The sequence below is a fragment of the Janthinobacterium sp. 78 genome (genome assembly GCF_003096775.1).
Taxonomy (GTDB): Bacteria; Pseudomonadota; Gammaproteobacteria; order Burkholderiales; family Burkholderiaceae_D; genus Janthinobacterium; species Janthinobacterium tructae.
The window spans coordinates 1,875,828-1,897,513 of record NZ_QENT01000001.1; the positions used below are offsets into that span (position 1 = coordinate 1,875,828).

The 21,686-nt window shown below is 63.0% G+C and carries 15 protein-coding genes and 1 tRNA gene; 15 read left to right on the top strand and 1 reads right to left on the bottom strand.

Annotation, left to right across the window (positions count from 1 at the left end; all coding sequences use genetic code 11):
• Positions 1-24 precede the first annotated feature (24 nt).
• The 12 genes from C8C92_RS08380 (at position 25) to C8C92_RS08435 (ending at position 17,200) form a co-directional block, all read left to right on the top strand.
• On the top strand, positions 25-1,194 hold the full coding sequence (locus C8C92_RS08380) for a patatin-like phospholipase family protein (RefSeq protein WP_099760242.1): 1,170 nt from the start codon (positions 25-27) through the stop codon (positions 1,192-1,194).
• 87 nt (positions 1,195-1,281) lie between these two features.
• On the top strand, positions 1,282-5,481 hold the full coding sequence (locus C8C92_RS08385) for a hybrid sensor histidine kinase/response regulator (protein WP_243420147.1): 4,200 nt from the start codon (positions 1,282-1,284) through the stop codon (positions 5,479-5,481).
• 85 nt (positions 5,482-5,566) lie between these two features.
• A complete protein-coding gene (locus C8C92_RS08390; protein ID WP_099760241.1) occupies positions 5,567-6,277 on the top strand; it encodes a response regulator in 711 nt (236 codons plus the stop codon).
• A gap of 93 nt (positions 6,278-6,370) precedes the next feature.
• Positions 6,371-7,990, top strand: a complete 1,620-nt coding sequence (locus C8C92_RS08395) for an AMP-binding protein (RefSeq protein WP_116743529.1) — start codon at positions 6,371-6,373, stop codon at positions 7,988-7,990.
• Positions 7,987-10,368 carry a bifunctional salicylyl-CoA 5-hydroxylase/oxidoreductase gene (locus tag C8C92_RS08400; RefSeq protein ID WP_116743530.1) on the top strand — a complete coding sequence of 794 codons (2,382 nt, stop codon included), beginning with the start codon at positions 7,987-7,989 and terminating at the stop codon, positions 10,366-10,368. Before C8C92_RS08395 ends, C8C92_RS08400 begins: the two co-directional genes overlap by 4 nt.
• A 1-nt stretch (position 10,369) precedes the next feature.
• Positions 10,370-11,170, top strand: a complete 801-nt coding sequence (locus tag C8C92_RS08405; RefSeq protein WP_116743531.1) for an SDR family NAD(P)-dependent oxidoreductase — start codon at positions 10,370-10,372, stop codon at positions 11,168-11,170.
• 12 nt (positions 11,171-11,182) lie between these two features.
• A complete protein-coding gene (locus C8C92_RS08410; protein ID WP_116743532.1) occupies positions 11,183-11,695 on the top strand; it encodes a MarR family transcriptional regulator in 513 nt (170 codons plus the stop codon).
• A gap of 2 nt (positions 11,696-11,697) precedes the next feature.
• Complete coding sequence (locus tag C8C92_RS08415; protein ID WP_116743533.1) at positions 11,698-12,552, top strand: enoyl-CoA hydratase family protein; 855 nt, start codon at positions 11,698-11,700, stop codon at positions 12,550-12,552.
• A gap of 1 nt (position 12,553) precedes the next feature.
• Positions 12,554-13,708 carry an acyl-CoA dehydrogenase family protein gene (locus tag C8C92_RS08420; RefSeq protein WP_116743534.1) on the top strand — a complete coding sequence of 385 codons (1,155 nt, stop codon included), beginning with the start codon at positions 12,554-12,556 and terminating at the stop codon, positions 13,706-13,708.
• Positions 13,709-13,734: 26 nt separating this feature from the next.
• A complete protein-coding gene (locus C8C92_RS08425; RefSeq protein ID WP_116745884.1) occupies positions 13,735-14,142 on the top strand; it encodes a RidA family protein in 408 nt (135 codons plus the stop codon).
• Between the two features lie 208 nt (positions 14,143-14,350).
• Positions 14,351-15,496 carry an acyltransferase family protein gene (locus C8C92_RS08430; protein ID WP_099760233.1) on the top strand — a complete coding sequence of 382 codons (1,146 nt, stop codon included), beginning with the start codon at positions 14,351-14,353 and terminating at the stop codon, positions 15,494-15,496.
• Positions 15,497-15,913: 417 nt separating this feature from the next.
• On the top strand, positions 15,914-17,200 hold the full coding sequence (locus tag C8C92_RS08435) for an ISL3 family transposase (RefSeq protein WP_347708462.1): 1,287 nt from the start codon (positions 15,914-15,916) through the stop codon (positions 17,198-17,200).
• 41 nt (positions 17,201-17,241) lie between these two features.
• Here the strand turns inward: C8C92_RS08435 and C8C92_RS08440 are convergent.
• Positions 17,242-17,316 (bottom strand) — tRNA-Arg (locus C8C92_RS08440).
• A gap of 221 nt (positions 17,317-17,537) precedes the next feature.
• Between C8C92_RS08440 and C8C92_RS08445 the strand changes: the two genes are divergently transcribed.
• From C8C92_RS08445 to epsL, 3 genes are all read left to right on the top strand, one after another.
• Positions 17,538-19,430 carry an ATP-binding cassette domain-containing protein gene (locus C8C92_RS08445; RefSeq protein WP_099760232.1) on the top strand — a complete coding sequence of 631 codons (1,893 nt, stop codon included), beginning with the start codon at positions 17,538-17,540 and terminating at the stop codon, positions 19,428-19,430.
• Positions 19,431-19,705: 275 nt separating this feature from the next.
• The gene (locus C8C92_RS08450) at positions 19,706-20,377 is read left to right on the top strand and encodes a CAAX prenyl protease-related protein (protein ID WP_116743535.1); all 672 of its coding nucleotides are present in this window, start codon (positions 19,706-19,708) and stop codon (positions 20,375-20,377) included.
• A 59-nt stretch (positions 20,378-20,436) separates the two neighbouring features.
• Positions 20,437-21,684, top strand: a complete 1,248-nt coding sequence (gene epsL, locus C8C92_RS08455) for an XrtB/PEP-CTERM-associated polysaccharide biosynthesis outer membrane protein EpsL (RefSeq protein WP_099760230.1) — start codon at positions 20,437-20,439, stop codon at positions 21,682-21,684.
• Positions 21,685-21,686: the final 2 nt, after the last annotated feature.

Here is a 21,686-nt window from a genome sequence, read left to right on the forward strand (position 1 = left end):
TCAAGACCCTGCTAATCTGCCGGCATGGGAATACAAAATAAAACAGGCTTGATACTCACGGGAGGGGGCGCCCGTGCCGCCTACCAGGTGGGCGTGCTGCAGGCAATTTCGGCGATATTGTGGGAAGCGGGCTGGGCGCCGGCGCGCAACCCGTTCGACATCATTTGCGGCACCTCGGCCGGCGCCATCAACGCCACGGCGCTGGCCTGCCGCGCCGACAATTTCGGCGAAGGCGTGCAGAAGCTGCTCGACGTGTGGCAGCATATCCAGGTCGAGCAAGTCTACCGCGCCGATTCGCTGGGCGTGATCCGTTCGGGCGCGCGCTGGCTGTCGCTGCTGTCGTTCGGCTGGCTGCTGCGCCAGTGGCATGCCTCGCCGCCCAATTCCCTGCTCGACAATACCCCGCTGGTCAGCCTGCTGCACCGCATGCTCGACCTGCCGCGCCTGGACGCGGCGCTGGCCGATGGGCTGCTGCATGCGCTGGCCGTGACGGCGTCGTCGTATTCGGGCAGCCGCCACATGACGTTTTACCAGACGGCCGAGGATATCGCGCCGTGGGTGCGCACGCAGCGCCTGGCCTTGCAAGACCAGATCGGCGTGGAGCACTTGCTCGCCTCGGCCGCCATCCCCTTCATTTTTCCTGCCGTGCCGCTGTACGTGGGCGGCCAGCGCGAATACTGCGGCGACGGTTCCATGCGCCAGTTGGCGCCGATTTCGCCGGCCATCCACCTGGGGGCGAACAAGGTGCTGGTGGTGGGGGCGGGGCGCATGACGGAACCGGCGCCCGCCGCGGCCGAAGCGGCGCGCTACCCGAGCCTGGCGCAGATCGCCGGGCACGCGCTGTCGTCGATCTTCCTCGATGGCCTGGCCGTAGACATCGAGCGCCTGAACCGCATCAACCTGACCCTGTCGATGCTGCCGCCCGAGTTGCTGGGCAAGACGGCCTTGCGTCCCGTGGAATTGCTGGTCATCGCGCCGTCCGAACGGCTCGACGCCATCGCCAGCCGGCATATCGGCAGTTTGCCGCGTCCCATCCGCACCATGTTGTCGGGCATCGGCGCGGCCGAAGCGCGCGGCGCGGCGCTGGCATCGTATTTATTGTTCGAATCGACGTATACTAACGAGCTGATCCGTCTTGGACAGCGCGATACGCAGGCCCGCAAGGATGATGTCCTGGCGTTTTTTGGTTCCTGAGACGGCCCTTGGAGCGGCGTGCGTTTTTTTCGCGTTTTTTTTGACAGGACGATTGTGCTGGTATTTCGACGTGTTTGCGAAGTGGTATTGCTGTTGTCTTTGCTGCTGCCGGGCGGCCCGGCCGCGGCGGCGCCTGCGCCCACCCTGCGTTTCGATCAGCTCAGCGTGGAACAGGGCCTGGCGCAGGAATCGGTGCTGGCCATCGCCCAGGACCGGCAGGGCTATATGTGGTTCGGCAGCCAGTCTGGCCTGAGCCGCTACGACGGTTATCGCATGGTCGTCTACAAGAATATCGAGGGCGACAAGACCAGCCTGGCCGACAACTGGGTCGGCGAACTGCACGTCGATAGCCAGGGCCAGCTGTGGGTGGGCACCGACAACGGCCTGGATCGCTTCGACCCCGCCAGTCAGACCTTCACGCATTTCGTCCCGGCCGAAAAGAGCAAGCGCGGCAACGGCAACCGGCATATCCACGCCATTCTTGACGATGGCGCGCGCGGCTTCTGGATCGCCACCTCGGACGGTTTGCAGCATTTCGACCCCGCCACGGGCGCCTTCCGCACCTGGCACCATGAAGAGGGCAATCCGCACAGCTTGGGCGATAATGAAATCAAGGCGCTGGCGCTGGACGCGCAACAGCGGCTGTGGATAGGCACCGTCACGGGCCTGGACATGCTGGCGCCGGGCAGCGACCGCTTCGAGCATTTCGCCGTCGACACGGAGCCCGGTTCGAAGTACAACGTGATCCAGTCGCTGCTGGTGGACCGCCAGCAGAATCTGTGGATCGGCACCATGGCCGGCGCCGAGCGCTGGCGCCTGGGAGGCGCCGGCCAGGCACCGCAGTCGCGCCTGCGCCTGAATGAAAAACAGGGTTTTTCCGCCATCCGCGTGGCCAGCCTGTACCAGGATATCGACGCCACCGTCTGGCTGGGCAGCAATGCCGATGGCCTGTTCCGTTGGCTGCCCGAGAGCGACACCTTCCTGCAGTACCGGCACCAGACGGGCGACAAATTCAGCGTCGCCGACAACCAGCTGTCGTCGCTGTACCGCGACCGCGCGGGCACTTTCTGGGTCGGCTCCTGGTACAACGGCGTGAGCCGGGTCGACCTGGGCAGCGGCGGCTTTTCGCGCATGGCGCGTGCGCCCGGCGATGTGGGCGCGCTGGCGGACAAGAAAGTGCGCGCCGTGGCCGATGCGGGCAATGGCAAGCTGTGGCTGGCCACCAAGGGCGGCCTGAAACTGTACGATACGCGCGACGGCAGCTCGCGCCTGTTCGACCTGCGCAGTTCGCCCGGCATGTCGCGCGACGAGCAGGTCACCACCCTGTACAAGGCGCCGGACGGCGTGCTGTGGGTGGGCGGCTCGACGGGCTTGCACCGCTTCGATCCGGCACTCGGGCGTTTCTTTACCATGCGCTTTGCCGCCGGCGATCCGAACAGCGACACCATCCGCAATGTCGTGAGCGACCGCAGCGGCATGCTGTGGGTCTCGACGCGCGGCGGCGTGCACCGTTTCGACCCCGCCAGCCGGACCTTTACCACTTACCGCCACGATCCGGCCAACCCGCACAGCCTGTCCGACAACATGGTGCGGCCCGTGCTGGAAGATGCCAAGGGGCGGCTGTGGATAGGCTCATTTCACGGCCTCGATTTGCTGGACCGCGCCAGCGGCCACTTCCGGCATTTCCGCCACGATCCGCAAAATCCGCATAGCCTCAGCCACGACGAGGTGCACTATCTGCACGAGGACAAGCGCGGCGTGCTGTGGGTGGGCACGGCCAATGGCTTGAACCGCATGGATGTCGATGCGAAGGGCGACATCCGCTTCCGGCGCTTCCTGCGCAAGGATGGCATGGCCGACGATGCCGTCGCCAGCATCCTCGGCGACGATAACGAGCAACTGTGGCTGAGCACGAATAGCGGCATCACGCGGCTCGACATGCGCAGCGGCCTGTTCCGCAACTACGACAGCGCCGATGGCACGGTGGAAGGCTCGTACTTCGATGGTGCGGCGCTGCGTGCGTTGGACGGGACCATGTATTTCGGCGGTTTTAACGGCATGACGGCGTTCGTGCCGCAGGATATCCACGACAACCGCGTGCCGCCGCTGGTGGCCATCACGGAACTGCAGATCTTCAACAAGCCGGTGGCCATCGGCCGCGGCGAATTCGCGCACGTGCTCAGGACGGCCATCGATCATACGCGCCAGCTGGTGCTGACCAGCCGTGAAAGCGTCTTTTCGCTGGAATTCGCAGCCCTGCATTTTGCTGCGCCCCAGCGCAATATGTTCGCCTACCGGCTCGAGGGCTTCGACCAGGACTGGGTCATGACGGATGCGGGGCGGCGCTTTGCCACCTACACCAACCTCGATGCGGGCAATTATGTGTTTCGCGTCAAGGCGGCCAACAAGGATGGCGTGTGGAACGAGAGCGGCGCCACCTTGGCCATCACGATCCTGCCGCCGTTCTGGAAAACCTGGTGGTTCCGCACCCTGATGGCGGCACTGCTGCTGGGCGCCGTGTATGGCGCTTACCGGCAGCGCGTGCGCGCGCTGCGGCGCCAGCAGAACGAGCTGGAAAAACTGGTCGGCGAACGCACGGCCGAGTTGCAGAGCAAGGAAATCGAAGTGCTGGCGCAGTCGGAAAAGCTGGCGGAAGCCAACAGCAGCCTGACGAAAAACGAGGAAAGCCTGCGCCTGGCCAAGCGCAAGGCCGAGGATGCGACGCGCCAGAAGTCGGAATTTTTGGCCAACATGAGCCACGAGATGCGCACGCCGCTGGCCGGCGTGATCGGCATGCTGGGCTTTGCCCTGCGCGACGAGCAGCTGCACGATGCCACGCGCGAGCAGATCCTGCGCGGCCAGGCCAATGCCCAGTCGCTGCTGGTGATCATCAATGACTTGCTCGATTTTTCCAAGATCGAGGCGGGCAAGCTGAGTATCGAAAATATCGACTTCGCGCTCGGTGCGGCCATCGAAACGGTCGTCACCCTGTTCGAGGAGCAGGCGGCCGCGCGCAGCATCGGTTTTACCATCGATTTTGCGCCCGACCTGCCGCCCTTCGTGGTGGGCGACCCAACCCGTTTGCGCCAGGTGCTGGTCAACCTGGTCGGCAATGCCTTCAAGTTCACCCAGCGCGGTGGCGTCAGCGTCTGCGTCGAGCGGGCTGGCGTGGCCAGCGGCAGGGGCGGGCGCCGTGTCAACCTGATCCGCTTTACGGTCAGCGACAGCGGCATCGGCATCGATGCGGACGCGATGGCGCGCCTGTTCCAGAAGTTCGAGCAGGCCGACGCCAGCACCACGCGGCGCTACGGCGGCACGGGGCTGGGCCTGGCGATCTGCCGCCAGCTGGTCGAACTGATGCAGGGCGAGATCGAGGTGGCCAGCACGCCGGGGCAGGGCAGCACGTTTGCCTTCACCTTGCCGCTGGCCGATGGCGTGGCGCCGCCGCTGGTGCCGCAGGTGGCGCTGGCGCCGCACAGCCACCAGTTGCGCGTGTTGTGCGCGGAAGACTTCCCCACCAACCAGATCATCATCCGCGTCATGCTCGAAGAACTGGGGCACAGGGTCGATGTGGTCGCCAATGGCGTACTGGCGGTGGCGGCCTGCGTGCATACGCGCTATGACCTGATCCTGATGGACGGGCGCATGCCGGAGATGGACGGCGCCACGGCAACGCGATTGATCCGCGTGGGCGGCTGGCCTGACCAGCCCGTGCGCGACCAAGAACTGATGATCGTGGCCCTGACGGCGAATGCCAGCGATGAAGACCGCAGCCGCTATCTGGGCGTCGGCATGGATGATTTCCTCAGCAAACCGGTCGACGAAGCGGCGCTGCATGCCTTGCTGGCGCGCGCCATCGAGCGCCAGCTGCAGCGCGGTTTCATGTTGCCGCGCATGCCGTCGAACGTGCCGCGCGCCAGCGCGCGGGGGCAGGCCGAACTCGATGCCCTGTTCGGCATCGCGCCGGCTGCGCCCGTCGCGGCACCCTCCCAGTCCATCCGCAGCGGTGAACTGCAACGGCGCATCCGCGTCGCCTTCGTCGCCGACCTGGAGGGGCGTTTGCGTGAACTCGACGCCGCCCTGGCGGCGCAGGACAGGGACAACGCCGGGCGCCTGCTGCACGGCCTGAAGGGCAGCGCCGCCTATCTCGATGAAACGCAGCTGCACATGCTGTGCACGGAAATGGAAGAGGCGGCGGACGCTGGGCGCTGGACGCAGGTGGCCTTGCATTTGCCGCAATTGCGCGCACTGTTGGCGCAAATAGCCGTTTCGGGCCAGGAAATGTAAAATAGGCAATGCCGGCCTTCGAACGCGCGGCGAAACTGGGTAGAATACGGCCAGGCCCCTGACGCCGCCGGCAATGGAGAAAGCAATGAAAGTACTGGTGGTTGACGATGATGTCGTGTCGCGCATGGTCTTGATGCATCTGATCGACAGCTGCGGCGTGCACGATATCGTGGAAGCCGAAGATGGCGCGGCGGCGTGGGAGCAGCTCGAAGGGGGCTTGCGGCCGTCGCTGTGCTTTTGCGATTTGCGCATGCCGCGCCTGTCCGGCATGGAGCTGCTGCAGAAAATCCGCTCCGACAGCACGCTCGACGCCATGCCGCTGGTGCTGGTGTCGTCGGCGAATGACCAGGACACGGTGCGTGACGCCGTGCAGGCCGGTGCCGCAGGCTACATCGTCAAGCCCTTCCAGCCGGAGCAGGTGCGCCAGCATATCGACGCCTGCTTCGACATCTCCGCCTTGCCGGCCGAAGCGTCGCGCGACACCCTGCAGCGCCTCGGCATCGACAGCGAACGCCTGCTGGCGTATCTGACGGGTTTCCAGGGGCAGGTGGGCGCCGCCAGCGAGCAGGTCGACGCCTTGCTGGCGCGTGGCGAACCGGCCCAGGCGCGCCAGCAGCTGGAACGGCTGCACCTCGGTTGCCGCACCCTGGGCTTGCATGGCGCGGAGGCCGGGATGATGGACCTGCTGCAGGCATCGGTGCTCGATGGCGGCCAGATACAGGCGGCGCTGGCCGCACTGGCGCGCAGCGTGGCGCAGCAGGCGCGTTTGCTACGCCAACAGGACGGCGCCGACTGAATCTGCTGTTTTCTGCTTGCCGGGAAAATACTTTAGGTTTAAAGTATCTGCTTCCGGGCCATGTGCACGCGCCCGCTACCAGCCAGGATGAGCATGAGCAGCGACCCTTCGCCCAGCACCGCATCTCCCCAGGACGACTTTGCGCGCGCGCACTTGCCGCCGCGCGCACTCTGGCCGCAGCTGTGCCTGGACTTGCCCGAGCTGCAGTATCCGCCGCGCCTCAATTGCGTCGCGGTGCTGCTCGATGCGGCCGTCGCCAGCGGTGGCGGCGAACGCACGGCCATCCTTGCCGACGGCCAGCGCTGGACTTACGCGCAGCTGGCGCGCCAGGTCGACCGCATCGCCCACGTGCTGCGCGCCGACCTGGGCCTGATCCCCGGCAACCGCGTGCTGCTGCGCGGCGCGAATACGCCCATGATGGCCGCCTGCCTGCTGGCCGTGCTGAAGGCCGGCTGCATCGCCGTGCCGACCATGCCGCTGCTGCGCGCGCGCGAACTGTCCACGATTATCCTCAAGGCGGAAGTGAACGCCGTGCTGTGCGCGCAGGGCTTGCGCGCGGAACTCGACGGTGTGTCGACATGCCCGCCGATGTTGTGCTTTGGCGCCGCCGGCGCCGAACTGGAACAGCGCATGGCGGCCCACGATGCACCGTTTGCTGCATGCGACACGGCAGCCGACGACGTCTGCCTGATCAGTTTTACCTCCGGCACGACGGGCGTCCCCAAGGGCACCATGCACATGCAGCGCGACCTGCTGGCCATCTGCGACTGTTTTCCCCGCTCCATGCTGCAGGTGCGCGCCGACGATATCTTCATCGGCACGCCGCCGCTGGCATTCACCTTTGGCCTGGGCGGACTGCTGCTGTTCCCCCTGCGCTTTGGCGCTTGCGCCGTGCTGCTGGAGAAACTCACGCCCGAGGCCCTGCTGCGCGCCATCGGCGCCTATCACGCCACGATCTGCTTCACGGCGCCCACCTTTTACCGCCAGATGGCGCCCCTGGCCGCGCAGCACGACTTGCGCAGCCTGCGCCTGTCCGTCTCGGCCGGCGAGGCGCTGCCGCTGGCCACGCGCGACGCCTGGCAGGCCGCGACGGGACTGGCCATGACGGACGGCATCGGCGCCACCGAAATGCTGCACATCTTCATTTCCGCCACGGGCGAAGGCATCCGCCGCGGCGCCATCGGCAAGGCCATCCCCGGCTACCAGGCATGCATCGTCGATGACGCCGGCGTGCCGCAGCCGCCCGGCGTGACGGGCCGCCTGGCCGTGAAAGGCCCCACCGGTTGCCGCTACCTGTCCGACCCGCGCCAGCGCGAGTACGTGCAGAACGGCTGGAACCTGACGGGCGACACCTTCGAGATGGATGCCGACGGCTATTTCTATTACCGCTCGCGCAGTGACGACATGATCGTCTCGGCCGGCTACAACATCGCCGGCCCGGAAGTGGAAGAGGCGCTGCTGCGCCATCCGGCCGTGGCCGAATGCGGCGTGGTCGGGCGCGCCGATGCCGAGCGTGGCCAGATCGTCGAGGCGCACATCGTGCTCAAGGACGGCTGCCAGGCCAGTGACCTGCTGGCGGCCGAACTGCAGGACTTCGTGCGCCAGCAGATCGCTCCGTATAAATACCCGCGCGCCATCCGTTTCCTGCCTTCTCTGCCGCGCACGGAAACGGGCAAGCTGCAGCGCTTCAAACTTCGCACGGACACCGCATGAATATTGTCTGCATCGGCGGCGGTCCCGCCGGCCTGTATTTCAGCCTGCTCATGAAAAAGCAGAACCCCGCGCACCACATCACCGTCATCGAGCGTAACCGCCCGTACGACACGTTTGGCTGGGGCGTGGTGTTTTCCGACCAGACCCTGGGCAACCTGGCCAACGCGGACGAGCCGACGGCGCGCGCCATCCTGCAGGCGTTCAACCACTGGGACGATATCGAGATCCACTTCAAGGGCGAGACCGTGCGCTCTGGCGGCCATGGTTTTTGCGGCATCGGCCGCAAGCGCCTGCTCAATATCCTGCAGGCGCGCTGCGAGGAGCTTGGCGTGCAGCTGGTGTTCGAGACGGAAGTGCAGGACGACCAGGCCATCGCGAAGCAGTACGGCGCCGACCTGGTGATCGCCAGCGACGGCTTGAACAGCCGCATCCGCACGCGCTATGCGGCCAGCTACCAGCCCGACATCGAGCAGCGCCATTGCCGCTTCGTCTGGCTGGGCACGCGCAAGAAATTCGAGGCGTTTACGTTTGCCTTCCGCCAGACGCCACACGGCTGGTTCCAGGTGCATATCTATCAATATGACGGTGATACGTCGACCTTCATCGTCGAAACGCCGGAACACGTGTGGCGCGCGGCTGGGTTGGACGCCATGAGCCAGGAAGAGGGCATCGCCTTTTGTGAGGCGCTGTTCGCCGAGGAACTCGATGGCCATGGCCTGCTGAGCAATTCGCCGCACTTGCGCGGCTCGGCGCAGTGGATCACCTTCCCGCGCATCGTTTGCCGCCAGTGGGTGCATGTGCACGATAGCGTGCCCGTCGTGCTGATGGGCGACGCAGCCCACACGGCGCATTACTCGATCGGTTCGGGCACCAAGCTGGCGCTGGAAGACGCGATCGAGCTGGCGCGCTGCTTCGGCCAGCATGGGGATACCGATGCTGCGCTGGCCGCCTACCAGCAGCTGCGCGCCATCGAGGTGCTGAAAATCCAGAGCGCGGCGCGCAATTCCATGGAGTGGTTTGAAAACGTCGAGCGCTACAGCGCCATGGAGGCGCCGCAGTTCGCCTATTCCATGCTCACGCGCAGTCAGCGTATTTCGCACGAAAACCTGCGCCTGCGCGATCCCGCCTACGTGGCCGATTACGAACGGTGGCTGGCGCGGCGCGCGGGCGAACAGGCCGGCGTGACGCTGCCGGACGAAGCCATGCCGCCCATGCTCACGCCCTTCCGCTTGCGCGGCGTGCTGCTGAAAAACCGCATCGCCGTCTCGCCGATGGCGCAGTACAGCGCCGTCGATGGCGTGGCGGGCGACTATCATCTGATGCACCTGGGCGCGCGCGCCATGGGCGGCGCTGGTCTCGTGTTTGCCGAGATGACGTGCGTGTCGGCCGACGCGCGCATCACGCCCGCCTGCCCCGGCATGTACAGCGAAGCGCACACGCAGGCCTGGCGGCGCATCGTCGATTTCGTGCATGCCAACAGCGATGCGAAGATCGCCCTGCAATTGGGCCACGCGGGGCCGAAAGGTTCGACGCGCCCCATGTGGGATGGCATCGACCTGCCTTTGAAAGAGGACAACTGGCCGCTGCTGGCTGCCTCGGAGCAGCAGTACCTGGCCGGCGTGTCGCAGCTGGCGCGCGCGGCCACGGAAAGCGATCTGGCGCGCATCGAGCAGGATTTCGTGCGCGCCACGCTGGCGGCAGCCGTCGCCGGTTTTGACTGGCTGGAACTGCATTGCGCGCATGGTTATTTGCTGTCGAGTTTTATCTCGCCGCTGACCAACCGTCGTACGGACGAGTATGGCGGCAGCCTGGAAAACCGCTGCCGTTATCCCTTGCGCGTGTTTCGCGCCATGCGTGCCGCCTGGCCGCAGGACAAGCCGATGAGTGTGCGCATCTCGGCCCACGACTGGGTCGAAGGCGGCATCACGCCCGACGATGCAGTCGTCATCGCGCGCCTGTTCAAGCAGGCCGGCGCCGACCTGATCGACTGTTCCTCGGGCCAGGTCAGCAAACTCGAACAGCCCGTGTACGGGCGCATGTTCCAGGCGCCGTTCGCCGACCGCGTGCGCAACGAGGCGGGTATCGCCAGCATGGCCGTCGGTTCGATTTTTGAAGCCGACCACGCCAACAGCATCATCGCCGCCGGGCGCGCCGACCTGTGCGCCGTGGGCCGGCCGCACCTGGCCAACCCGGCCTGGACGCTGACGGAAATGGCGCGCATCGGCTACAGCGGCGCCGGGGCAGGCGCTACTTGGCCGAAACAGTACCGTCCGGGCCAGCAGCAGCTGGAACGCAATCTGCAGCGCGAGCGCCAGCTGGCCGCCGCCAGCACGGGCCTGACCCCGCAACAGGTGGCCGCGCGGCTGCTGGAAGGATGACATGAACAAGGAACGACGGGACGGCGCGTTGGCCGACAAACATGCGCTGGTGACGGGCGCCGGCAGCGGCATTGGCCTGGCGTGCGCGGGCGCCTTGCTGGACGCGGGCGCCCGGGTCACCCTGGCCGGGCGCGACGGCGCGCGACTGGCGCGCGCACGCATGCAGCTGGAAGAGGCGGGTCACGCGGGCAGGGTGGCCATCTGCGTGCTCGACGTGAGCGTGGAAGCGTCCGTGCGGGCGGGTTTCGCGCAGGCCGCCGCGCATTTCGGCCGCATCGATATATTGATCAATAACGCGGGCCAGGCGCACGCGGCACCATTCGGCAAGACCGATGCCGCCATCTGGCAGCAGATGCTGGCCGTGAACCTGACGGGCGTGTTTCACTGCTGCCAGGCGGCCATGCCGGCCATGCTGGAAGCGGGCTGGGGACGCGTCGTCAACGTGGCGTCGACGGCGGGCTTGAAAGGTTATCGCTATGTCAGCGCCTACGTCGCCGCCAAGCACGGCGTGATCGGCCTGACGCGCGCGCTGGCGCTGGAAGTGGCGCCGCGCGGCGTCACCGTCAACGCCGTCTGCCCGGGCTACACGGAAACGGAGATGGTGGCGCAGGCCGTGCAGAACATCGTGCGCAAGACGGGGCGCGGCGAAGAAGCGGCGCGCGCGGAACTGGCGGCTGGCAATCCGCAGCAGCGGCTGGTGCAGCCACAGGAAGTGGCCGATGCGGTGGCCTGGCTCTGCCTGCCCGCGTCGGCCGCCATGAATGGACAATCGATCGCCGTCGCCGGCGGTGAAGTCATGTAGACAATGGATAAAATGGACAATGAACGCGACCTCCCGCAGGCCGAACCGGTGCTGGATCTGGCCAGCCGCCTGACGCAGGACCACCACCAGTCGCTCAAGCTGTGGCTGCGCATGCTCTCGTGCACGGTGAAAATCGAAAACGAGGTGCGCACGCGCTTGCGCGCCACTTTCGGCATCACCTTGCCCCGCTTCGATCTGATGGCGCAGCTCGAGCGCTTTCCCGAAGGCTTGCGCATGGGCGAACTGTCCAAGCGCATGATGGTCACGGGCGGCAATATCACGGGCATCACCGACCAGCTGGAGCAGGAAAAACTGGTGCTGCGCGTGGTCGACCCGAAGGACCGCCGCTCGTACAGCGTCAAGCTGACGCCTGCCGGCCGGCGCGCCTTCGACGAGATGGCGCGCGTGCACGAAGGCTGGATCGCCGAACTGCTGCAGGGCGTGACGCCGGACGACAAAACCCAACTGATCGACCTGCTGTCGCAGATGAAACAGCAACTCAATGACATTTCCATAAAGGACTGACCATGCGCCATCTACCCGGCCAGCCGCAAGACCTGCCAGGCAACCGCGCCAGCCTGGCCCATTACGCCGCGCGGCATTTTCTGTTTTCCGTCGACGCAGGCGTCGCCACCTTGACCTTGCACCGGCCCGAGCGCAAGAATCCGCTGACCTTCGATTCGTATGCGGAATTGCGCGAGCTGTTCCGCGCGCTGGCGCATGCGGACGACGTCAAGGCCGTGGTGATCACTGGCAGCGGCGGCAATTTCTGTTCGGGCGGCGATGTTCACGACATCATCGGCCCGCTGACGCAGCTCGACATGCCGGGCTTGCTGGCGTTTACCCGCATGACGGGCGACGTGGTAAAAGCCATGCGCGCCTGCCCGCAGCCCATCATTGCCGCCATCGACGGCATTTGCGCCGGCGCTGGCGCCATGCTGGCGCTGGCCTCCGATATCCGCATCGGCACGGCGCGCAGCAAGACGGCTTTCCTGTTTGCCCGCGTGGGCCTGGCCGGCTGCGACATGGGCGCTTGCGCCTTGCTGCCGCGCGTGATCGGCCAGGGCCGCGCCGCCGAACTGCTGTACACGGGCCGCTCCCTGGCCGGCGCCGAGGCCGAGCGCTGGGGCTGGCTCAACCGCCTGGTCGAACCGGAGGAACTGGCCGACGCGGCGCAGCTGTTCGCCGCCGGCCTGGCCGGCGGCCCCACCTTCGCGCACGGCATGACGAAAAAAATGCTGCAGCAGGAGTGGAACATGGGCGTCGATGAAGCCATCGAGGCGGAAGCGCAGGCGCAGGCCATTTGCATGGCCACCAACGATTTCCACCGCGCCTATCACGCCTTCGTGGCGAAGGAAAAACCACAATTCGAGGGTAATTGACATGCGTGATACGAGCTATCTGGACTGGCCATTTTTCGAGGCGCGTCATGCGCAGCTTGCGTCCGAGCTCGATGCCTGGGCGACGCAGCACCTGGACGGTGCGCATGGCGCCAACGTCGATGCGGCTTGCCGCGCGCTGGTGGCGCAACTGGGGCAGGACGGCTGGCTGGCGTACGCCACCGGCACCGATGGCAAGATCGATACGCGCGCCATTTGCCTGATGCGCGAAACCCTGGCGCGCCACGACGGCCTGGCCGATTTCGCCTTCGCCATGCAGGGACTCGGTTCCGGCGCCATCGGCCTGTTCGGCAGCCTGGAGAACAAGGCGCGCTATCTGCCGGACGTGGCCAGTGGCAAGCGCATCGCTGCCTTTGCCTTGTCCGAGCCGCAGGCTGGTTCCGACGTGGCGGCGATGGCGTGCGCGGCGCGGCGCGATGGCGACGCGTATGTGCTCGATGGCGAAAAGACGTGGATCTCGAATGGCGGCATCGCCGACTTTTACGTGGTGTTCGCCCGCACGGGCGAAGCGCCCGGTGCGCGCGGCATCAGCGCCTTCATCGTCGATGCCGACAATCCTGGCCTGGAAATCGCTGAACGCATCGCCGTCATCGCGCCGCATCCGCTGGCGCGCCTGCGCTTTGCCAATTGCCGCGTGCCCGTGTCGCAGCGCCTGGGCGACGCGGGGCAGGGCTTCAAGGTGGCGATGGCCACACTCGACGTGTTCCGCACCTCGGTGGCCGCCGCCGCGCTGGGTTTTGCGCGGCGCGCCTTCGATGAAGCGCTGCGCCACGCGACAAAGCGCCAGATGTTCGGCCAGACTCTGGCGGATTTTCAATTGACGCAGGCGAAATTGGCGCAGATGGCCACCGGCATCGACGCGGCCGCACTGCTCACCTACCGCGCCGCCTGGCAGCGCGACCAGGGTCGCAAGGTGACGAAGGAGGCGGCGATGGCCAAGCTGACGGCCACGGAAACGGCGCAGCAGGTGATCGACGCGGCGGTGCAGCTGTTTGGCGGCATGGGCGTGGTCAGCGACCATCCGGTCGAGCGCCTGTACCGCGAAATTCGCGCCTTGCGCATCTATGAAGGCGCCAGCGAAGTACAGCAATTGATCATCGCGCGCGAATTGCTGCGCGAGGCGGCGGTGGACGCATGAACGGCATGAACAATCAGGAGAACACGATGCAAGTGCTGCAACCAGCAGGATGGGCCAGGCCGCGCGGCTATGCGAACGGCGTGGCCGCCAGCGGGCGCACGGTGTATGTCAGCGGCATGATAGGCTGGGATGCGCAGGGGCAGTTTCACACGGACGATTTCGCGGGACAGGTGCGCCAGGCGCTGCAAAATATCGTCGCCGTGCTGGCCGAGGCGGGCGCCTTGCCCGAACATATCGTGCGCATGAACTGGTACGTGCTCGACAAGAAGGAGTACGTGGCGGCGTATCCGCAAATCGGCGTCGCCTACCGTGAGCTGATCGGCAAGCATTTTCCTGCCATGACGGCGGTGCAGGTGGCCGGCCTGATCGAGGATCGCGCCAAAGTGGAGATCGAGGTGACGGCGGTGCTGCCATCGCTGCCATTGCGGCCATAGTGGCCGTTAACGTGCTATCGACGATATGCGAAGTTGTGCAATGTGAGTGATATTTTCTTGTGTGAAAGGGATGTAATTCGTGTTATTATTGATAATTATATTTGGTATATAGTCATCTTTATCTCGCTTGCCAGTCATTGGAGTGCCTGATTTACCTGCCCGGACGCATTGCCATCAAGCTTCATCGATGTATTTCTGAGACGAATCAATGAAAAAGACGCCAGTTGTTCCTGCATCTGCGGCAAGCACTGCGCCTTTGCCTGTAAAGGTGCGTTTGGCGATGATCGATGTTGGAAAAGGCCTGGGCATATTGCTCATTGTCATTGGTCACAATGCGATTTTTTCAGCCAGCTATAGCGAAGCTGGCGATTTCCTCAAAACATTCCGGCTCCCCTTTTTCTTCTTCATCTCAGGCACGACCTTTGCCATCGGCATGCGCAGCGTGAAGGAGATTGCCTGGTTACGCGCGGATGCTTGGCTGAAGCCCTGCGCCGTAGTGGTGATCGTGATCGGCCTGCTACAAGTACTGTTGGGCTTGGGCACCATGGATACGATCTTCCTGGGGCTATTGTACGGCACGGGATTTACCCTGACCTGGACGCCGACCTGGTTCCTGCCACATCTATGGCTGCTGTATGTCAGCACCGCTATTTTTCTCACCTATGGTCGCCCGCTGACTAGTACTTGGCCGCGGCGTATTGTCTTGCTGCTGTTTATGTCCGTAGCCGGCTATCTGGTCATGCAGGGTTTTGATAGTGGCATGGAAAATCCGGTCTGTTTGCGTATAGTCGAGTTCGGCCCAGCGCTGTTCGATTGCGGCTTGCCATTTAGTGCCGATATTCTGTTGTTGACGGGTGTTTTTTTCTTGCTGGGCCATTTTCTGTCGAGCAACGTCAAGGCATTTCACTTGAACTGGCTGGTACTGGGCCTGGCATTTTCGGCCATGCTGGCGCTACACTATTATTTCGGTTTCACGATAGATTTCAACCAGCGTCGTTACGATTCGTTGTTTGTTTCGACGCTGCAAGCCTTGTGCGGGATTTATGTCATGCTGTCTGTATGCAGCCTGCTGAACCGCTCCGCCGTAGTATCCAGGGTATTGTCATATCTGGGGCGTGGCAGCCTGTTCATCCTCATTTTTCATGCATGGATCATGCTCAAGCTCGATACGTTGTTGCTGCGTTGGCTGAATAACGGCTTCCTGGTGGCGGGTATTTCCATCACGACGGCAATCATCGTCCCGCTCATTTTTTGGGAGTTGGCAAAGCGCAACAAGGTCGTCTCCCTGTTAATGTTGCCGCGCAAGCGCGTTGCCTGTCCATCCAGTGCCGTGCTGGCGAAGACGGCGAACTGAGACCCCAGATAGGCGTGGTGTTTATTTGCCGACAGGGAGCACATTGCAACTGCTTGCGCGTCACCCGCATGGCATGGTTGCCGGGCGGGCGGTGGGCGCCTGATTCATCCGACAGTGCGTGGAATGCCGGATATGCGGCCGAGCGGATGGCCAGCGCGCCCCACTTGCTCAATGATGGTCATCGCTATAGAGCACCGTATCGCCCGTAATGGCGCTACAGTATCTCCGTCTCGCGTTCGGCTGACCAACTGATGGCCTCGCCTTTTGTCGAGAAGGTTTTGGATTCGCGAGTGCCAAGCATGGCAGCCTGCGCGCCATCCCGTCCCCTTTTTTTTGGTTCATCGCGGTTAATGGGGAACGACCGGCTTGACGTTTTTTGCTGGGAGGGGGTGGCGGCAAGGGTTTTGAATTGATTAATTGATTGTCGCCAAACAAACCAATTACCTTACCACTCTCGCCGCCATGCTCAATGCTATGTCTTCTCTTCCATTTTGGGAAGGGCATATTGTCGTTTCCGTCGTCGAACAGGACGACGAGTCGCTGCTGATCGTTCTCAACGCCTGCCCCACTGCCGACGCGCTTTGCGGTAGCTGCCGGCAGCCTTGTGCTCTAGTTCATGAGCGGCGCTGGCGGCGCATCCGGGATCGGGATATTTTGGATCGACGGGTTTGGGTGAAGGTAGCAATCCGGCGCCTGGACTGCCATCATTGCAATGCCCGGGTGACAGAGCATATCTCCTGGCTGGACCGGCGCTCGCGGATGACTCACCGCGTCCGGGTCTGGGTGGAGGCGCTGGCACAGCTTATCCCCATCAAGCACGTGTCCCAGCTGACAGGCCTGCACTGGCACACCATCAAGGCCATTGACCTACAGCGCTTGGCACACCTGCACGGCCAGTTCGCCGCTGGCGACGTGCGGCGCCTCGTCATGGATGAATTCGCTTTGCACAAAGGCCATCGTTATGCGACAGTCGTTCTCGATGCTCAGCGCATGCGTGTGCTCTGGGTTGGTGAAGGCAATAGTCGGGCGGCCATTCGGCCGTTTTTCGAGGCGTTGGGCGCAGAAGGCTGCGCCCGAATCGAGGCTGTGGCGATGGATATGAACACGGCGATGGATCTCGAAGTGCGTGCGCAATGTCCCAACGCCGAAGTCGTCTACGATCTTTTCCATGTCGTTGCGCGCTTTGGCCGTGAGATCGTTGACCGGGTGCGTGTAGACCAGGCAAACGCGCTGCGCGACGATGCCAAAGCGCGCCAGGTCATCAAGCGTAGCCGTTGGCTTCTGCTGCGCAATCGCGACAACCTTGAGGGCGACCGTGCTATCAAACTTGACGAACTGCTCGCGGCCAACGCCCCTCTGGCAACGGTCTATTTGCTCAAAACCGAACTCAAAGAAATCTGGTTCGCGCCATCCGTTCGCGAGGGCGCGCGTCGATGGAAACGCTGGATGCGCCTCGCCCTCGAGAGCGAGATCGCCCCCGTGATCAAATTCACCAAGCGCTTACGCAAATACGTCCGGGGCATCATCGTCTCCGCCATCTATCCGATGAATTCGTCCATTCTTGAAGGCGTCAACAAGCGCATCAAAGTCATCAAACGGATGGCCTACGGATTCCGGGACTCTGCATATTTTTTCCTCAAAATCAAGGATGCCTTCCCCGGTAAAAGCGATGAACCAAAAATAAGCCTAAGCGACTGTTTTTAAATGATAAGTGACGATTTGTGTGGGGGAGTCGAAAATACGACTGGTCCCCCCGACTGGAATCGAACCAGTATCCCACGCTTAGGAGGCATGTGCACTATCCATTGTGCTACGGGGAGGACGCTCAGGCGTGGCAAGTGGCCATGCCGGATCCGGCGGCAGGGGGGCGTGCAAGACGTCCCATGTGTCGCGAATCGAGCGCAATTATAGCCGACAGTTTGCAAGATATGCCTATGCTTGCGCGAGTATCGGTACAATGCGTGCTTCATTCATCTAATCGGCAGCTGTTTTGCGCACCACGCGGTGTGCAGGAAACGGCGCCCGAGCACTCTTACTCATTATGGCTGTCATTTCTCTTTCATCGGCGCAACTTGCGTTCGGTCACGTCGCGCTGCTCGATCACGCGGAATTTTCACTGGAAAACTCGGAACGGGTGGGCTTGATCGGCCGCAACGGCACGGGTAAATCCTCTTTGTTGAAGGTCATTTCGGGCAAGTTCAAGCTCGATGACGGCTTGCTGGTCATGCAGCAAGGCATCAAGATCGCGTATGTGGAGCAAGAACCGCAATTCGACCCGGACATGTCCGTGTTCGACGCGGTCGCTTCCGGCATGGGCGAATCGCAAGCCTGGCTGAAGGAATACGACGAGTTGACGGGCCAGTTTGGCCAGGGCAATGACGACGAATTGATGGAACGCATGCACGACATCCAGGTCAAACTCGATGCGGCCGATGCGTGGAGCTTGCCGAACAAGGTGGAAACCGTGCTCGACCGTCTGAACCTGACGGGCGACATGCTGATGAAAACCCTGTCGGGCGGGATGCAAAAGCGCGTCGCACTGGCGCGCGCGCTGGTCTCCGCGCCCGACGTGCTGCTGCTCGATGAGCCCACCAACCATCTGGATTTCAGCTCCATCCTGTGGCTGGAAGGCCTGTTGCGCGATTTCAAGGGCAGCGTGCTGTTCATTACCCATGACCGCTCCTTCCTCGACAATGTAGCCACGCGCATCATCGAACTCGACCGTGGCCGCTTGCTGTCGTACCCGGGCAACTTCACGGCGTACCAGGTACGCAAGGCCGAGCAGCTGGAAATCGAAGACGTGGAAAACGCCAAGTTCGACAAGTTCCTGGCGCAGGAAGAAGTGTGGATACGCAAGGGCGTCAAGGCGCGCCGCGTGCGCGACGAAGGCCGCGTGCGCCGCCTGGAAGCGCTGCGCCTGACGCGCAATGCGCGCCGCGACCAGCAGGGACAAGTCAAACTGGACGTGTCGGCCGGCGAACGCTCGGGCAAGATCGTGGCGGACCTGGAAAACGTCTCGAAGATCTATGGCGACAAGGTCATCGTCAAGGATTTCAGCGCCACCATCTTGCGCGGCGATAAGGTCGGCCTGATCGGTGCCAACGGCGCCGGCAAGACCACTTTGCTGAAGATGATCCTGGGCCAGGAAGAGTCCGACACGGGCACCATCCGCCTGGGCACCAAGCTGCAAGTGGCGTATTTCGACCAGATGCGCACGCAGCTGAACGAGGAAGCGAACCTGATGGAAACCATCGCGCCGGGTAGCGACTGGGTCGAGATCAATGGCCAGCGCCGCCACGTGATGACGTATCTGAACGATTTCCTGTTCGCGCCGGAACGCGCCCGTTCGCCCGTCAAATCGCTGTCCGGTGGCGAGCGCAACCGTTTGCTGCTGGCGCGCCTGTTCGCCAAGCCGGCCAACGTGCTGGTGCTCGATGAGCCGACCAATGACTTGGATATCGATACCCTGGAATTGCTGGAAGAGTTGCTGGAAGAATACACCGGCACCGTCTTCCTCGTCAGCCATGACCGTACCTTCCTCGACAACGTTGTCACGCAGGTGATCGTCGCCGAAGGCGAGGGCAAGTGGCGCGAGTTCGTCGGCGGCTACACGGACTGGGAGCGCGTGCGCACCTTGCCGATCGCCACGGCGCCAGCCAGCAAGCCGGCCGTGAAGGTCGAGGCTGCCACACCGGCGGCGAAGCAGAAAAAGCTCAGCTACAAGGAACAGCGCGAACTCGACGAACTGCCGAACATCATGGCAGCGCTGGAAGATGAGCAAGCCGTACTGGCAGGGCAATTGTCGCATCCCGATTTCTACAAGAAAACGCCGGCCGAAGGCAAACGCCTCAATGCGCGCGTGGCGGAAATCGAGAAAGAGTTGCTGGCAGCGCTGGAAAAGTGGGAAGCGATCGAAGCGCGCGCCAAAGGCTGAGTTGCCTTTCATTGATTGCCGCCTGCGGCAATTAATATCAAAATTGATACTGTAGTGATAAACTCTGGCTGAAGCGGGTGTTGCCGCCCGACGCGTGTAGCGTGTCGGGCGGCAACATACTCTCCGTTACAGACCCCGGAGCGGCATTGCGTCTTGTTGATGCATCAAAGACAATATTGCTGATACTATTCCCCGTGTTGTTACTGTAGCGGCGCCAGCCGCAAGCAATCTGTATTTGCCAGCCATCACCAGACCGGAAACGGGGGAGCGCCTTCATGTTTGACCGACTCGCGCTGCCACGCGTGCTGCCTTTTTTTACTTATCTATTTTTTATTCTTATTGCTGATGTGTTAATATGGGCGGGCTATGCTCAGGAGCAACTACGCTATTTGTATGTGGTGAAAATTGGCGTCGTTCTGGCTCTGCTATGGCTATATCGCCGGCACTATACGGAGCTGGCCTGGCCCGGTCCGGCGGTCATGGGATGGCGTGCCATTGTCTGGGCCGTGCTGACGGGCATCGTCGTGCTGGTGCTGTGGCTCAACCTGGGCGCGTCCTGGATGGTCATCGGCGAGTCGGCCGGTTTCGATCCGCGCTCCGGTAATGGCTACGACTGGCCGCTGGTGGTGGCGCGCATCGCCGGTGCCGCGTTGGTGGTGCCCGTGATGGAAGAGTTGTTCTGGCGCTCCTTTCTATTGCGTTGGTTACAATCGCCGAATTTTCTGGCCGTTGAACCGTCACTGCTGAGATTTCGCTATATTCTTATTACGGCGATACTGTTTGGCTTTGAACATAATTTGTGGTTTGCGGGCATTCTTGCCGGCTTGGCATATGGGTGGCTCTACGTGCGTTTTCGCACCCTGTGGTCGGCCATCATCGCGCATGGCGTGACGAATGGCTTGCTGGGTGTCTGGGTACTCATGACTGGGCAATGGGCTTATTGGTAGTCGCGTCATCGGCGCCATTAATTAATGCAGTTAATGCAGTAATCACAAAGATGAAAAAAATGTTGAGCTTGACTGAAAAAAAGTGCGCCGCGCGTGATGCCGCACCAGCTGTTTTTCGCACGTCGCGCCTGGGCGCGCTGTCGCTGCTGATCGGCGCTGCCTTCAGCACGGCCGTCCATGCCGAAATCAGCGACACCATCCATCCGTTCCTCCGGACGTCGATTGCCTATGACGACAACTTGCTGCGCCTGAGCGAGTTTCCGGGGCAAACGCCGGATCTGAGCGATACCAGCCGGACGGTGCAAGGCGGCTTCCTGTTCGAACGTCCCATCGGCCGGCAGTTGTTCACGGGCTACGCCAAGCTGAGCCGCGTGACCTTCAACCGCAACACGGAACTCGATTACAACGGCAAGGACGCGCTGGTCGATTGGGCCTGGCAGTTGGGCAACCACGTACAGGGCCATCTGGGTACCAGCTACCTTGAAACGCTGACGCCATTTGCCGATACCAATTCCAAGGAGCGCAATTTGCGCACGCAGCGCCGCCATTATGCGGATGTGACTTGGCTGTTCCATCCCAGTTGGCAGGTGCGCGCAGGTGTCTCGCGCTTCGATGCGGACTATGAATTGCTCACGCAAAAGATCAACAACCGCTCGGAAGACGCGACCGAACTCGGTCTCGACTATCTCGCCGCCAGCGGCAGCAAGGTGGGCGTACAGCTGCGCCGCTTGAAGTCGGACTATCAATTCAAAGGCGGCGCAGGGACGGGTTTTTCCGATAATGATTACACGCAGGATGAAATCAAGGCCAATGTGCTGTGGCTCGTCAGCGGACCGACCAAGCTGTCGTTCCTCGGCGGCTGGGTGCGGCGTACGCATCCGCTGTCGGGTTCGGGCAGCAGCAGCGGCACCAACGGCCGCCTGATTGCCGATTGGGTGGCGACGGGAAAATTGCGATTCAATGCGGCACTGTGGCGCGAATTCCAGGTGGTTGAAGGCGGCATCGTCGGTAGCAGCCTGAACAAGGGCGCCAGCGTTGCGGCCTTCTGGAGCGCTACGGCCAAGGTGGGTGTCAATGCCCAGCTGCAGCACGAGAAGCGTGATTTCAGCACCATCAATGGCTTCACGGCCTTGAATGGCCTGTCCGATGCGAGCACCAGCAGTTCGCTGGGGCTGACTTACACACCACTGCGCAACATCACGCTGGAAGCGGATGTATTTCGCAGCAGGCGCAGCGGCAATCCTCTCGTGGGCAGCAATAGTTACCGATCCCAAGGGGTTTCGTTCTCCGCCAATGTTCAATTCTGAAA